Origin of the sequence: Bacillus sp. AFS031507 (genome assembly GCF_002584635.1) — a bacterium.
Classification (GTDB): Bacteria; Bacillota; Bacilli; order Bacillales; family Cytobacillaceae; genus Neobacillus.
Genome location: NZ_NUOW01000071.1, coordinates 1 through 14,055, shown reverse-complemented (window position 1 = coordinate 14,055; position 14,055 = coordinate 1). Strand labels below are relative to the sequence as shown.

11 protein-coding genes and 8 pseudogenes are annotated in these 14,055 nt (G+C 39.8%); 16 read left to right on the top strand and 3 right to left on the bottom strand.

From position 1 onward, the window contains the following. Together COE25_RS32010 and COE25_RS29050 are read left to right on the top strand one after the other, a co-directional pair. A pseudogene (locus COE25_RS32010) lies at nt 1-229 on the top strand (TetR/AcrR family transcriptional regulator); the annotation flags it as partial. 325 nt (nt 230-554) lie between these two features. Further along, entirely contained in the window at nt 555-1,532 is a 978-nt protein-coding gene (locus COE25_RS29050) for an NAD(P)H-quinone oxidoreductase (RefSeq protein ID WP_098935124.1), read from the top strand. 124 nt (nt 1,533-1,656) lie between these two features. On the opposite strand, the pseudogene COE25_RS29045 reads toward COE25_RS29050, so the two are convergent. Next, nucleotides 1,657-1,967, bottom strand: a pseudogene (locus tag COE25_RS29045) (IS4 family transposase); the annotation flags it as partial. Between the two features lie 156 nt (nt 1,968-2,123). Here COE25_RS29045 and COE25_RS30390 point away from each other — a divergent pair. The 14 genes and pseudogenes from COE25_RS30390 (at nt 2,124) to COE25_RS28975 (ending at nt 11,291) form a co-directional block, all read left to right on the top strand. Then, entirely contained in the window at nt 2,124-2,327 is a 204-nt protein-coding gene (locus tag COE25_RS30390; protein WP_142354534.1) for a long-chain fatty acid--CoA ligase, read from the top strand. Nucleotides 2,328-2,378: 51 nt separating this feature from the next. Beyond that, a pseudogene (locus tag COE25_RS32485) lies at nt 2,379-2,549 on the top strand (fatty-acid--CoA ligase); the annotation flags it as partial. Between the two features lie 249 nt (nt 2,550-2,798). After that, on the top strand, nt 2,799-3,113 hold the full coding sequence (locus COE25_RS29035; protein ID WP_257209018.1) for an SDR family oxidoreductase: 315 nt from the start codon (nt 2,799-2,801) through the stop codon (nt 3,111-3,113). 77 nt (nt 3,114-3,190) lie between these two features. After that, a complete protein-coding gene (locus tag COE25_RS29030; RefSeq protein ID WP_373605394.1) occupies nt 3,191-3,424 on the top strand; it encodes an SDR family oxidoreductase in 234 nt (77 codons plus the stop codon). Nucleotides 3,425-3,441: 17 nt separating this feature from the next. Then, nucleotides 3,442-4,220 (top strand): annotated as a pseudogene (locus tag COE25_RS29025) (enoyl-CoA hydratase/isomerase family protein). A gap of 862 nt (nt 4,221-5,082) precedes the next feature. Then, nucleotides 5,083-6,552, top strand: coding sequence for an MFS transporter (locus tag COE25_RS29015; protein WP_098935121.1), 1,470 nt, complete (start codon nt 5,083-5,085; stop codon nt 6,550-6,552). 89 nt (nt 6,553-6,641) lie between these two features. Beyond that, on the top strand, nt 6,642-7,187 hold the full coding sequence (locus COE25_RS29010) for an NAD(P)H-dependent oxidoreductase (protein WP_098935120.1): 546 nt from the start codon (nt 6,642-6,644) through the stop codon (nt 7,185-7,187). Between the two features lie 56 nt (nt 7,188-7,243). Further along, complete coding sequence (locus tag COE25_RS29005) at nt 7,244-7,666, top strand: universal stress protein (RefSeq protein ID WP_180247657.1); 423 nt, start codon at nt 7,244-7,246, stop codon at nt 7,664-7,666. A gap of 65 nt (nt 7,667-7,731) precedes the next feature. Next, nucleotides 7,732-8,451, top strand: coding sequence for a hypothetical protein (locus tag COE25_RS29000; protein ID WP_098935118.1), 720 nt, complete (start codon nt 7,732-7,734; stop codon nt 8,449-8,451). 108 nt (nt 8,452-8,559) lie between these two features. Then, nucleotides 8,560-8,640: pseudogene (locus tag COE25_RS32480) on the top strand (universal stress protein); the annotation flags it as partial. A 244-nt stretch (nt 8,641-8,884) separates the two neighbouring features. Then, nucleotides 8,885-9,052: pseudogene (locus COE25_RS28990) on the top strand (aldo/keto reductase); the annotation flags it as partial. 68 nt (nt 9,053-9,120) lie between these two features. Further along, a complete protein-coding gene (locus COE25_RS28985; protein ID WP_098935117.1) occupies nt 9,121-9,876 on the top strand; it encodes a M15 family metallopeptidase in 756 nt (251 codons plus the stop codon). Between the two features lie 598 nt (nt 9,877-10,474). Beyond that, nucleotides 10,475-10,753 (top strand): annotated as a pseudogene (locus COE25_RS31290) (group II intron reverse transcriptase/maturase); the annotation flags it as partial. A 355-nt stretch (nt 10,754-11,108) separates the two neighbouring features. After that, entirely contained in the window at nt 11,109-11,291 is a 183-nt protein-coding gene (locus COE25_RS28975) for a hypothetical protein (RefSeq protein ID WP_098935116.1), read from the top strand. A gap of 483 nt (nt 11,292-11,774) precedes the next feature. On the opposite strand, the pseudogene COE25_RS28970 reads toward COE25_RS28975, so the two are convergent. Both COE25_RS28970 and COE25_RS28965 read right to left on the bottom strand, forming a co-directional pair. Further along, nucleotides 11,775-12,982: pseudogene (locus COE25_RS28970) on the bottom strand (IS110 family RNA-guided transposase). Between the two features lie 728 nt (nt 12,983-13,710). Beyond that, on the bottom strand, nt 13,711-14,055 hold a 345-nt coding region (locus COE25_RS28965), incomplete at its 5' end, for a fructose-bisphosphatase class III (protein WP_142354533.1).

Sequence of the window (14,055 nt, the reverse complement as noted above, 5' to 3'; positions counted from 1 at the left end):
GGCAATGCAGAAAAAGGTAATGGAAATAAGCGAAAAGGAACTACAAATTATTACGAATATACTCCGGGAAATACAGGAACAAGGTGACCTTCAATCTTCATTCGATGTCGATTCTCTTGCCCTAATGATTTTAGCTGCTGGTAAAGGGATTCTTCAATACCAACGTGTGCTTGGTAAGGACTTTTTCGCCGATTTTATGAAACAATTAAGCAATCTTACTGTTAAATAGCAGCTTACATACCAACAACCATTACTTCCACTCCTAAGTAAAGGTTGTTGGTATAAAATTGTAGACTATTCTGATCACTTTCCCCGGATTTCATGAACGGGTAAGCCAACTTATTATGGATAGATCGACATTATAAACTTACGTTTATTGACAATCCAATTTGAATTTTTTTAAAGGAACATTATGCTGCACAAAATAGCTTTATATGTTCCTTTTTTATTACATATTATTTGTGATTGCAGCTCAGATTCACTTCATATTTACTAATATTTCTTGTAAAGTTACGAAGTGAATCAATGAAATGATAAAAAAGGTGGTCATCAGGTTGAAAGCTGTATTTGTGGATGAAAGAAATCAGGACTTGTATATAGGTGATGTCCATGACCCTATCCCAACAGAAGGGGAGTTGCTTGTAAAAGTGAAAGCATCTGCTGTTAACCGTGCCGATCTGTTGCAGCGTAAAGGATTGTATCCACCGCCTCCTGGAGCATCGAACATTCTTGGACTAGAGATGGCTGGTGTGATTGAAGGTGTCGGGAGCGGTGTGACCGGTTGGAAAGAAGGTGACCATGTGTATGCTTTGTTATCAGGCGGCGGATACGCAGAGAAAGTTGTCATTCCCGCAGAGATGGCGATGAAAATACCGGATGGGATGAGTTTTGAGGAGGCCGCTGCCGTTCCGGAAGCTTTTCTCACAGCCTATTTAAACACGGTTGAATTAGGGCATTTGCAATCAGGAGAGCATGTTCTGATTCATGCCGGAGCAAGTGGTGTCGGGACAGCTGCTATCCAGATTGCAAAGGAAATAGGGGCAATCAGCATTGTCACCGCCGGATCTGCTGAAAAGTTAGATAAATGTTTAGCTCTTGGGGCCAATTATACTGTAAATTATAAAGAAGAAGATTTTTCTAATATGGTTCATGCAGTTACCAATGGAAGCGGGGTCCAACTGATTCTCGACTTTATTGGGGCCTCCTATTGGGATGCCAATATCAAATCCATTGGTATCGAGGGGAGATGGATTTTGATTGGGGTACTAGGGGGGCAACAATTAGCAAATGTGAATTTGGGGGCATTTCTGCAAAAAAGGATACAATTTATCGGCTCATCATTAAGAACAAGGAGTAAGTCTTTTAAGATTGAGCTAACTCGTAAGTTTGAAGCATTTTCGAATGAAAAGTTTGCAAATGGAAAAATGTTTCCGATTATTGATCGTGTTTACAAATGGCAGGATGTAGCCGCAGCTCATCAATATATGGAGGAAAATCGGAACATTGGTAAGATTGTTCTGAAAGTTGAATAAGAACGAATTTAAGTTAATTTAACCATACTTCATTAACAAACCATTGGAAGGACATACCTACTTGAATTCTAAGGAATCGAACAAGCGCCTCTTTCTAAGCCAAATATGCCCTGGTTTCCACAACACGGTCAAACACATACATACACTCTTTGTTGTCTACCATGATTTCCAGCTGACCACGGTTATGTTATTTGGCAGTTGCATCACGGCTTTTTCAGGGGAGGAAATTCCTTTTTCCATAAAAACAAGCCGATGATGCAACTTCACTCCCGACTTAGTTTTGCGGATTTCTGCCCATTTATGATTCGTCAAATTGATTGGCAATGCGCTTGAATCGATAATTTTTAAAGACATCACAAGTTTCGTGTAATTCGAATTGAAATGAAGTTGTGACACTAAATTAAGAAAAAGCCTTTGGAATAGATCCCGATTCATATTAATGCTGAATATTTAATAGACCTATGAAATTATAAAAATATTAAAAAGACTGCGATATATAAGCGTATACAATACTAACGGTCAGTATTTAAAGCAAGGAGGTCACAACTCAGATGATGGATTATCCACTTCTGCTCAAAACGATTCTTTATCGTGCCCGAACAGTTATTTGAAGATCAAATTACCTATGTAATCGGCCATGCTGAAGATAAAGTTTTATTCATCGATGCAGATTTGCTTTCAATAATTGAAGCGATTCACCATCGCCTGACAACAGTTGAAACCTATTTCATCATACAGACAAAGCGACGCTTCCTCTCACCTCATTACCAAATGTCTATTCTTACGAAGATTTGATCCATGTAGAAAAAACAGCCTATGAATTCCCCAATTTTAGTGAATGACAAACAAGAGTTGCTGAAACACCCTGCCACACAAGTTTTCAAATGGTGGCTACCTGATGATATTTTGTTCCTCACAGAAATTCCTAAAACGAGTGTTGGCAAGTTTTCCAAAAAAACATTGCGAGAATTGTACGAAGCTGGCAAACTGACCGGAGCCCAGCAGGTCGTTCGGTGAGAGATATTAGGCCCAAAATGGTATCTATATAAATATTTATGAATAACCGCCTTAAAGTACATCGGAAATGAGGGGGGCATATGCGTTTAAAGGATAAAGCAGCCGTAGTCACGGGTGCGGCAAGTGGAATTGGACGTGCTACTGCGGAAGAATTTCCATTAGAAGGTCCATAGGTGGCAGCTGATTTCAACCAAACGGCAGGACAACAGACAGTTGAATGGATTCTCGAGCAAGGCGGGGAGGCATGTTTTGTTGAGACAGACACCGTCTGCTGATAGCGTGCAAACCCTTGTAGACTATGCCGTTCAGAGAAATGAGAACTTGGACATCATGTTCAACAATGCTGGGATCGCTTGTTCAAGCATATGCAACGTATTGGATATGCCGCATGAAGAATACTTATGGACGTTCAATATCAATCAGCATGGTGTGTTTTATGGCATCCAAGCGGCCGGGAATGTGATGGAAGGGGGTGATTATCATGATCAGGGCTTTCCGGAATTAAACAATTTTGTGAATGGGCTTATCCAGCATGGAACAAATGTTGCCTACAAAAGGATTTAAAATTGGTTAAAATTTTGATAAACCATTGATAAAAAGGATCAGCACCTGCACTGGAATTGGCGCCTTTAAGAATCCGCGTGAATTCGGCTTCCCCCGGTTTTGTTGAACCCGCTTTAACAGCCAATGGTTTGCAAAATGAGCGGTTTGTCCGAGCCATTGAAAAAAACACTGCGTTAAAAAGGGGAGCCCAGCCCGAAGAAATTGCTAAGGTGATAGCCTTTGCAGCATCCCACGAAGCCTTCTATATACAGCTTCCGATTTGCTTGTTGATGGCGGCAGGTTGTTTAAATAATGCTGGTAAATTTTATTAAAGAAAGGGAAGATTTTTATGACACAAGAACATTTAGTAGTAGAAAATTAGGTCCAGTTTTATCGTTAACCTTGAATCGGCCACAGAATTTAAATGCTTTCAGCCCGGAAATGATTTTGGGATTAAAAGAAGCCCTGAAGAATGCCCAAACCGATGAGGACGTGCAGGTCATTGTGTTATCCGGTGCCGGCCGCTCGTTTTGCGCCGGCGGCGACGTAAAATCGATGGGCGCAGGAGGCGGCATTCAAGTCTATGAGCATATTGGAAAGCTGAATGAGTTGATTCTTTTGATGAAAGAGACGGAAAAGCCGATTATTGCTGCCGTTCATGGTTATGCTGCCGGAGCGGGTTTCAATTTGGCACTGGCCTGTGATTTGATTGTAGCGGCAGATGACAGTAAATTCGCCCTTAGCTTTTCGCAGGTTGGCTTAATCTCAGATGGGGGAGGATCTTATTTTCTGCCAAGATTAGTCGGTCCGCATCTGGCCAAACAATTCTTCTTTTCTGCCGAACCCATTCCGGCGGAGCGTCTTTATCAATTGGGTGTTGTCAATTATTTGCATCCATTGGAAAAACATCAGGAAGAAACTACTAAACTGGCATTAAAATTGGCGTACGGCCCTGGTAAATCATTTGGAAAACAAAAGAAATTAATAGACCAGGCATTGACTGCCTCGTTAGCTGACATCCTGGAACAGGAACGGCTGATTCAAACTTTAATGGTGCAAACCGAAGACCACCAGGAAGGCATTGCCGCATTTATAGAGAAGCGGAAGCCTGAATTTAAAGGAAAGTAAATGGTAACAGTTGCTGAAACATCTAGTTCATTTACATCAAGTTTCTAGTATTCTCATGTTACCGGTTTATATTTTTTATTGGAGGGATTTATATGAACGAGAGAATATTAAATATGCAAAAAATATATTAAAGAGGAAAAAAGTTCTAACATCGATTTGAATAAAGCAGGCAAGTTCGGTCTCCAATGAACTGGGAAGAGGAGAGTAATTCTACTCTTATTTGCTTGACACTTACCTACTAGTAAGTTAAAATACAGTAGTGGAAATCGAAATACACAAATTATAGATCTGGCACCAGAACTTATTCCGGAAAAAAGTCATGTTGCCATAAGTTTTGACGATTTTCCAAACAACTGGGCATAACTAAGGCAAGCATTCACTATCATTTTGAAAAAAAAGAAGATTTCGGAGTTGCCGTTACCGATGAATCAGTAGCTTAAACATTTCTGTCATGGATAAAAGGTACTTTGTAATATTAACGTATATTGGGAAAGAATGTATTATCCCAAGTTCTGAATCAAATAAACCGTCTTATTAAAAATTATAGGGCGGTATTTCTAGGAATATAACTTACCAATAGTAAGTAAAATAAAATGAGGAAGTAAGTTAAAATACAGTGGTGGAAATCGAAAAACACAAATTTTAGGCCTGGCACTGAACTTATTCCGGAAAAAAGGTTATGTTGCCATAAGTTATGTTTTCCATGTATAACACTCCTTATTGATATCCATATTATACTCATATCATCCAACATGGCGTTTCTTGAATCCATGAGCGGGACCATGTATAAGGCGGTTTTTCTAGGAATATAACTTACCAATTAGTAGGTAAAATAAAATTGAGAAAGTAGGAATTTTCTAAAATGAAAAGAATGCTTTGGGTTTATCTTATAATGTCCTGCTGTGCAACATTTATTACACCGTTATTTCCTTTGTACAGTGAACATTATCAAATGAATAGTCTGCAAATTACGATTTTGTTTGCCGTTTATGCCGCTATCCTACTGCCGACCTTGTTAGTTGTAGGAGCTAAAGGGAGCGCCTGGGGATTGAAGAGGGTGCTTCGCAGCAGTATATGGATTTCTATTGCTTCTACGTTGCTCTTTCTAGGCAGTTTTGATAGTTGGATGCTCTATGCTGCAAGAATTTTGGAAGGTATTGCATATGGTTCTTTTACAGGTACTGCCGCTGCATTTTTAATAAAACAAATCTCTCCTAATAAAGTAAGTACAGCTATCAAGTTATCGGGAGCAACGATACTCATCGGATTTGGCCTAGGTCCAGCTATTGCTGGTTTAATTTTGCAATATTTACATCTGCAGCCGCTTAAAGTACCATTCTGGTTTTTACTTGTCATGTTAATTACTTCTTTAGTAATTCTGGAAACTCTTCCTAAGCATGAGGATTCCCTCATGCAGAAACCGGCTAAGACTAAGATATCACTTGGAGTGCCTAATAGTATTCGTTCACATTTTTGGTCATTTGCTGCACTGCCGATCTTTACTGTTTTCACAATTCAAGGAATTGCGTTATCCCTAATACCTTCTTTCGTCAGAAATGTCATTCACACTTCAAATCTTGCCTTTTCAGGGATTATAGTCTTGTTGCTTCTTGGAGGAGGGGCTTTGGCTCAGTTCGTTCCTTGGCCGAGTCATCCAGTCTCACGGATGCGCTTTGGAATCTTCCTACTTGCTATTGGATCATGGGGCATTGTATTTTCTGGTCTGACAGCGAATTTATTTTTGGTATGGGCCAGCATATTCATTCAAGCAATTGGCGGTGGGTGGACGTTTCAAGTTGCTTTAAGGTTTGCCAGCCAGTTGCCGAAACCGGAAGAACGTCCGCGAGTCATTTCGGCATTTTATTTATGCGCCTACTGCGGATTCATAATTCCTCCTATTGGAGTCGGAGTGCTGACTCAATTTTTTAGCTTGAACTTCTCATTGATTATTCTAAATTTGTTTGCTGCGCTAATCGTTATCTATGTATTGATTTATTCAGTCAGATTTAATCGTTATTATTCTAAAGTTACGGATGAGGAAAACCAGGCAAAAAATGAAAAAACGCTATCAAGTAAGGAAGCTGCTGCAAGTTTTGAAACAGTACCTGGTACTGAAACGTCTAACCAACGGACAACTTTAAGCTATGATGAAAAGAATGCTGATTTTGATTTCCGCAAGGCTATCCAAGAAATCAAACGAGGGACTTTACATCCAAAAGCTTCGCTGGAACATGGGGACAGAATTATGAACGATAGGGAATTTCGTGAGGTTCTTAGAGCGGTAATCAAAAATGGAAAAATCCCAGAGGCAGATGAGCCCATGGATGATTAAATTTATTGGGATGCTATTCGAAGGTTCCAGCACAATTCCTAAATGAATTACTAAAATCAATTACTCAATTTAACGGAGGAGATACAACAATGAAAATATCTGTAGTATTTGACAGTGATAACGGACATACCCAAGCATTAGCGGAGGCCATTACAGAAGGGGCAAAAAGTGTCAACGGTGCGGAAGTATATATAAATCATGTCAATAATGCAAACGTAAGAGACCTTGAAGATATGGACGCCATTATTTGGGGATGCCCGGGACACTTTGGAACGATAAGTGCAGGTTTAAAAACCTGGATAGATAAATTAGGTTATCTGTGGGCCCACGGGAAATTAGTAGGGAAAATAGGCGCTGTATTTTGTACCACGGCTACCACTCATGGCGGAGTCGAAGCCACCATGTTAAACTTGATTACTCCGATGCTGCATCAAGGAATGATCATTGTCGGATTACCCGGAAACATTCCGGAAAATGCCACCTATGGCTCCTATTATGGGGTTGGAATTACATGTCCGGTTGATGAATCTGACAACATCCTTAATCAAAATGATCTTGCTTTAGGAAGGGCCCTTGGAAAACGTGTGGCCGAAACAACCAAAATTGTTGGAAATTCTAAAGTTTCTTCACAATAATCACCGTCATGGGTTTTATTATAAAAATAGGATTTTATAAAAAGGAGAGTGAGAACATGTATGAACGGTTTTTGGTTCCAGTTGACGGGTCCGAACACTCCAAACATGCATTGAAATCGGCTAATTGGTTGGCGCAAAACGTTGGGATAAATGCCCGTATAACGCTTCTTCATATCATTCCTAGTAACAATATCAATACAGTTGCTTACGGAGTGGATATTGAACAATTGCAAGTAGAGGAAGTTAGGAGGATTTTAGAAGAATCCGCACAAGTCCTTTCGGGGTCATCAATACAATATGATAGCGAATACCATATTGGAGATCCTGCAGAGATGATATGCAAGAAGGCAAAAGAGGGAGATTACGACCTGATCGTAATGGGCAGCAGGGGACTTAGCCTCTTTTCAGAACTGCTCGTGGGAAGTGTAAGTCATAAAGTGGTCCAGCATGCGCATTGTGGTGTAATGATTGTAAAGTAAATATGAGGTGATTTATTAAAACTCATTTTCATTATCGAATCATCTTTCAACCTAAGGAGGAGAATATGAACAACCTACTGGAAAAAATTATTGACGCCCACGGCGGAATTGACCGATGGGAAAAATTTAGTTCACTGACTGCCACGATCGTCACCGGTGGCGGTTTATGGGCAATGAAAGGGCTCGTACAAGATTCCAATCCTCGTGAGATGACAGTCGCGCTACATTCGGAAATCGCATCTGTTACTCCATTTGGTCAACCGGATTGGCGTACTGCCTTTACGCCCGATCGTATCGCGATTGAGACCCTCTCTGGGGAAACCGTCCGCGAGAAATACGATCCTAGGACCTTGTTTGCTAACCATACGATGAACACACCGTGGGACCCGCTTCATCGAGCATATTTCAATGGGTACGCAATGTGGACATACCTGACAACGCCTTTTTTCATGGTCATGCCAGGATTCGAGGTCAGCGAAATCCCCCCATTGCAAGAGGGCAACGAGCTCTGGCACGGTTTGCGTGTGCGCTTTCCCGAACACGTCGCCAGTCATAGCAAGGAGCAAGACTTCTACTTTGGCGATGATTTACTACTACGCAGGCACGACTACCATGTCAATGTTTCAGGGGGCTTTCCAGCGGCGCAATATGTCTACGACTTCATTGAGATCGAAGGGCTTCGTTTCCCGACAAAACGCCGCGCATATCTTCGTGGACCCAATCTGGAGCCAGTTAAGGATCTACTGCTAGTCTCGATTGATCTCAGCAACTTACGGTTCAGTTGAACTCATTGCGCTTGGTTATAGGACACTCGGATCCTTATGGACGTCCAATTCGACGAAGGGATTATCCACATTACGGATAAAAAATAAAAGGGCTTTTCCCGAGGTCATGGGAATAATGCCAATATCGTGGGAAGTGTAAGCCATAAAGTGGTCCAGCACGCTCATTGTGCTGTAATGATTGTAAAGTAAATATGAGGTGATCGTTACCCCAAGTACTAAGAGAAAAAGTACAAGAAGTAAGCCAGCTCGTATTTACCATCAACGAGTAGTAGGCAAGAATATTCTGCCTAAGGTCTTTAGCAAAATAAGCCGAATCCTTGTCCATCCTTGTAATAATACAAGGAGGAATTTAAAAGAAATGTACTACTAATTGTGAAAAGACTGTTCGTATCAGTAAAGAAAAATAATACTAAAGGGTTGAAGGTTAAATGACGTGCACGTTCGAATCGGGAAAACAGATTTATATGTCAATCCAATTGGTTTAGGAACCAACGCAGTCGGCGGTCACAATCTTTTTCCTAACCTTGATGATGAAGCTGGAAGGGAATTAGTTTGCTCAGGACTGGCACACGGGATAAATTTTTTGGATACAGCTTTTATCTTGTTTTTAGTCAGTTGATAGTGTCCATGATGATAACAGAATTTAATTTAAAAAAAAGGAAGTTATTCATGTTAAAATTATGGCCCATTACTTTATGTCTTTTCCTAGTTGTTATTATTTTAACTGGCTGCATGGAAAAATTCCATTTTGCCCAAGAAGATGGAAAAATCTCGGCTAATATGTCATCTTCACACCCTGGCAAGAAACATTCTGAAACGGATGATAGTATTGTGGTTGTCACCCATCCAGAAAGTATTCCTGTCCTCGTCAACAAACAAAATAAATTACCAGAAAATTATACGCCATTGGATTTGGTATATGCGAATATCCCTTTTATTTTTGAAAAAAAATCCGAGAAGCGGAAAATGCGTGCGGTAGCTGCCACCGCGATTGAAAAATTATTCGCAGGTGCTAAATTGCAGGGTGTAAATCTTTTAGGTGTATCGGCATATAGGTCGCACGGTGCCCAAACGGCTTTGTTTAATAGTTATGTGAAACAAGATGGCTATAAAAAAGCGATGACCTATAGTGCTGTACCTGGAACGAGTGAGCACGAAACAGGTCTTGCCATTGATGTGACCGGCGAAAATGGGACATGTGCGGCAGAAGCGTGCTTCGAAGGAACAAGAGAGGCGAAATGGTTGGATAAACATGCCCCTGAATACGGCTTTATCATTCGTTATCCGAAAGGAAAGGACCACATAACCGGCTACACCTATGAACCATGGCACCTCCGCTATGTCGGTAAAACTATTGCTAAAAAAATCATGGCACGCGGTATCACCCTTGAAGAATACTACAACTCCGTTCTAGTTAATAATTAATCACGTCATGTAACAAGGGGTCTCCATTTTGGAGACCCCTTTGGTGTGCGCCCGGCATGGGTGCAGTCTCTAGGGTGAAAGTCCCGAGCCATGAAGGCAGTAGTAATGGTTAGCTTAACGCAAGGATATCCGTGGTGACACGGAATCTGAAGGAAGCGAGCGGCAAACCTCCGGTCTGAGGAACATGAACTTCATATAAGGCTAGGTATCATTGGACGAGTTTGCACTACAAAACAAAGTCCTTACTGCCGAAGGTGGTACAGAGTAAATGAAGCAGATAGGTGGAGGGAAAGACTGTACTCTTACCAGGGGAGGTCTGATTGATAAGCCAAGTACACTTGGTAACCTACTTAGCAATGGATAGCTGAACAATCAGAAGTCAGCAGAGGTCATAGTACCATTCTAACTCGAGAAAGAATGGGAAGGACTGAACTATTAAGAATGAATGAAATCTGCACATTCGGTGATTGCATTGAACACAGACAATCCGAAAGGACTTACCTAAAGGAGGAAGCGGTGAAAACGCTGGGGACTCTAGGAGGGTGGAGCAAGAACCGGCATAAACAGAACCTTCATTCACGTGGAAAGGAATAGCATCATGTTAATGGAACGAATCTTGTCACGGGAAAATCTCTTAACTGCTCTATAACGGGTAGAGCAGAACAAAGGAAGTCACGGCATAGATGGAATGTCCGTAAAATTCCTACGACGACATCTCTATGAAAACTGGGATTCCCTTCGGGAAGCTTTGAGAACAGGTAACTATCAACCTTTCCCTGTTCGCCGTGTCGAAATCCCGAAACCAAGCGGAGGAATAAGGCTTTTAGGCATACCAACTGTGACAGACCGTTTCATCCAACAGGCAAATGCCCTTGTTTAGTGAAAAAGATATCCAATGAAAAAATGACGTAATTTTCATTGGATGTGTAATTTTCATCATTAAAAATTTATTAGATTTTTTCCAATTTTCACAATTCAAATACTAAATTATGACTAATAAATTGACAACTAAATATTTTTTTTAAAAAGTAACGTAGAACACGCAATCTGCCCAATAAGGGGAGATATCTAAATAACATTCAAACCAATATACAATTCTGTCATGTATAAGAGGTAATTTGCAATATAAACGCTATTGGGAAGGGATGTATGATCCCAAGTTCTAAATCAAAAAAAACATCTTATTAACAATTATATGGCCTTTTTTTGAATGTAGCTTATCAACTAGTAAGATGTCGAACGTCAAGATTGGCGACCCGGCAAAAGCAGTGGAACTGATTATTTCCGTTATAAAAAGCGACAATTCACCGCTTCGTTTGGCAGTTGGATCTCATGCTGCATATACGATTCGCGAAGCTTATACCAAACGGCTTGAAGAAGTCAACACAAGGTTGGAGCGTTCGGCTGAAGCCTAATTGAATAACAGGCTGAAACAGCGGCACTTATTATTAAACCTGTTCGAAAAACAACAATCTTTTAGAAAAGAGCCATTTTATAATTGCAGGTGTGAGTATCATTTTTGAAATTATACTTTTAAACATTATAAGGGTTGGAATTTTGGGAGTTCATTATTATTTAATTCAGTAATATTTCCAATGTAACTGCTACACTTTGTAATTATAAATTAGCTTTATTACTAAGTATTCCATGTACACTCTTCATGCTGATGGTTTGATTATATGAGAAAACAAAATTGAAATTTAACAAACTGGTGTGGTGCTTCAATTAGGCTTCCCTTTCCTAGTGCGACTACCTAACAGATTGTGAAGAATTGTACTTAAACTAAATAAACTTCTGTAACTCAGAAAAAAGGCAATACTAAAGAAGACGCAGCTCATTCATTTTTAAATAAGAGGAGAGCGCCTAATTCATTGATCTTTGGAATCGAGTTGAATAGATTAAGATGCTTCTGGTTCTTGTAAAGTAACTGAGTATCCTAAACTTTCAAGTCTTCGTAGTGAATGCCGAACAATGGATTGCTGTCTCTGTTTATCAAAGTAGTCTTCGCCTAAGTCTACATACATTTCTTTCCGTGTTAAGAGATAATAAGAGATACGTAACATGGCATGTGCGACCACTATTCCGGCTCGCTTTTTGCCTTTTCGTGATGCTGTTCGTCGATACAGTGCTCCGAGATAGTTCTTCGAACCTTTTACTGAATGAGCTGCTTCAGTTAATGCTGATCTCAAATACTTATTTCCTTTTTTGGTTTTAGCTGATTTTCTTTTTCCGGCACTTTCGTTTTGTCCAGGAACCAAACCTGCCCAGGAACACATATGGGCTGCACTTGGGAATTGTTTCTTAATATCGGTACCAATTTCAGTTAAAATTTGCTCAGCCATTCTGGTAGCTATACCAGGAATAGAATCTAATCGTTCCACATCTTCTTGGTTGGTACGTACTCTTTTCGCTACCTCTTGATCGAGCATCTCAATCTCTTCAGTCAAAAAGTCAATATGTCTTAAAATCGTTTTTAACATTAGACGTTGATGGGATTGGATATAACCTTTAAGTGCGAGTTCCAGTTCATCTTTCTTCTTTTTCATTGAGCGACGTGCAAAGTTTGCTAGTTTTTCAGGATCCTCTTCGCCTTCGACAATAGCGTCAAGCATGTCTCGAGCTGAAACACCCAAAACGTCTGAAACGACTGAACCCAATTTAATGTTCGCTCCTTCTAATACCTTTTGGATTCGATTGATTTGTCTTGCACGTTCCTCAATGATACTCCGACGATATCGAACGAGTTACGTAGTTCCCGTTGATTACGATCTGGAATGTAACTAGCTTTCAACAGTCCATGACGAAGAAGTTTGGCAATCCATTCTGCATCCTTAACATCTGTTTTACGTCCGGGGACAGCCTTCATGTGTTGTGCATTTACAACTAATAACTCAATATCTTCAGCTTCTAGTAAATTAACAATTGGTTTCCAATAAACACTCGTACTCTCCATGGCAACATGAGTACATTGATGTTGTTTGATCCAATCGAGCAGTTTTAATAGAAAAACTGTTTTGGTAGAAAACGTTTGAACATCCTTTCCTTGTGCAGTAATGTTGTCTTTATGAACATCCATACCACATGCTCTTTCAATGACTACTTCCATTGAAAACATCCTTTCTACGGCACTGAATATTATTGGAGGCTGGTGCAGCAACCAGAATAGGATTAATCTACCAAGTGTGCTTCCCGTAAGGGAGCTACAGTCAGTGGTGCACCGTGGTCGTTGGAGTCAGACTAACGGATGGGCTCTAACGCACCATAGTTCATCGACCTTCCTCTCCAGCCGTAGAATCAGTATTGACGGTTTAAAAACATTTTCATTCTTTGTGGTGAAGAGCTGTTTTTAGCGATTCATGGATGGCTAATGGGTGCTTTAGTTTAAGATCTGAGCTGTCATCGTGCAGCTCTTTCTTTTTGAACTAACGTGGCATTTTATTGAATAACTCTTTATAAGATAATTGGATATTTTATTTTAAATTATTGAGGAGTTTCTGAAGAATTGTACATAAGCTAATTTTGAAAAATGCTCATTTTATCAAAATGGTAAAGAGACAGCACCTAAAGGTATTTTACTTTTTTGAAAGAAGATAAAAATTTTTTATCTATTAAAGTGAGCTAATTAGCCCACTCCACAAACGAAGGGATTCTTAAATGATAGAGATAACAAGAGAGCAAAATTGTGCAAAAAATAGAAGGTAAAAACAACGAGTTAGATTTGTTTCTACCTTCAACTATTATTATAAACCCAAGATGCTTACCAAGACTAAATTCCCATCAACACTCTAATTTGAAATTGTCATGGCATTAAGCATTTATGTTTAAATAGAGTCTTTAACCATTCGATTGTAATGATTGGTCTAAACTCATACAGCGATATTCCATCAGACTTTTTAAAACAGATATATTCTGTAATAATCGCTGTCCCTCATTCGTTTCTAGAACCTTTTTCCTCTCGAGCTTTCTATCCACCACTCTCTTTACTGATAAAACATCTGACCCATTTAGTAGGACATCTTTTTTTGAATTAAACTTTTCATGTGCGACAAGTTGCATACCGTAGGAATTATATAATAAAGTGTATCCAGCAATACCAGTTGTTGATTGATAATCCTTGGAAAATCCTCCATCAATGACAATCATCTTTCCGTTTGCTTTTATTGGATTCTCTCCTTTAAT

Excerpts from the sequence above, each read along its gene's own strand:
- COE25_RS29015 (WP_098935121.1), top strand. The coding sequence starts at position 5,083 with ATGAAAAGAATGCTTTGGGTTTATCTTATAATGTCCTGCTGTGCAACA.
- COE25_RS29010 (WP_098935120.1), top strand. The coding sequence starts at position 6,642 with ATGAAAATATCTGTAGTATTTGACAGTGATAACGGACATACCCAAGCA.
- COE25_RS29005 (WP_180247657.1), top strand. The coding sequence starts at position 7,244 with ATGTATGAACGGTTTTTGGTTCCAGTTGACGGGTCCGAACACTCCAAA.
- COE25_RS29000 (WP_098935118.1), top strand. The coding sequence starts at position 7,732 with ATGAACAACCTACTGGAAAAAATTATTGACGCCCACGGCGGAATTGAC.
- COE25_RS28985 (WP_098935117.1), top strand. The coding sequence starts at position 9,121 with ATGTTAAAATTATGGCCCATTACTTTATGTCTTTTCCTAGTTGTTATT.
- COE25_RS28975 (WP_098935116.1), top strand. The coding sequence starts at position 11,109 with ATGTCGAACGTCAAGATTGGCGACCCGGCAAAAGCAGTGGAACTGATT.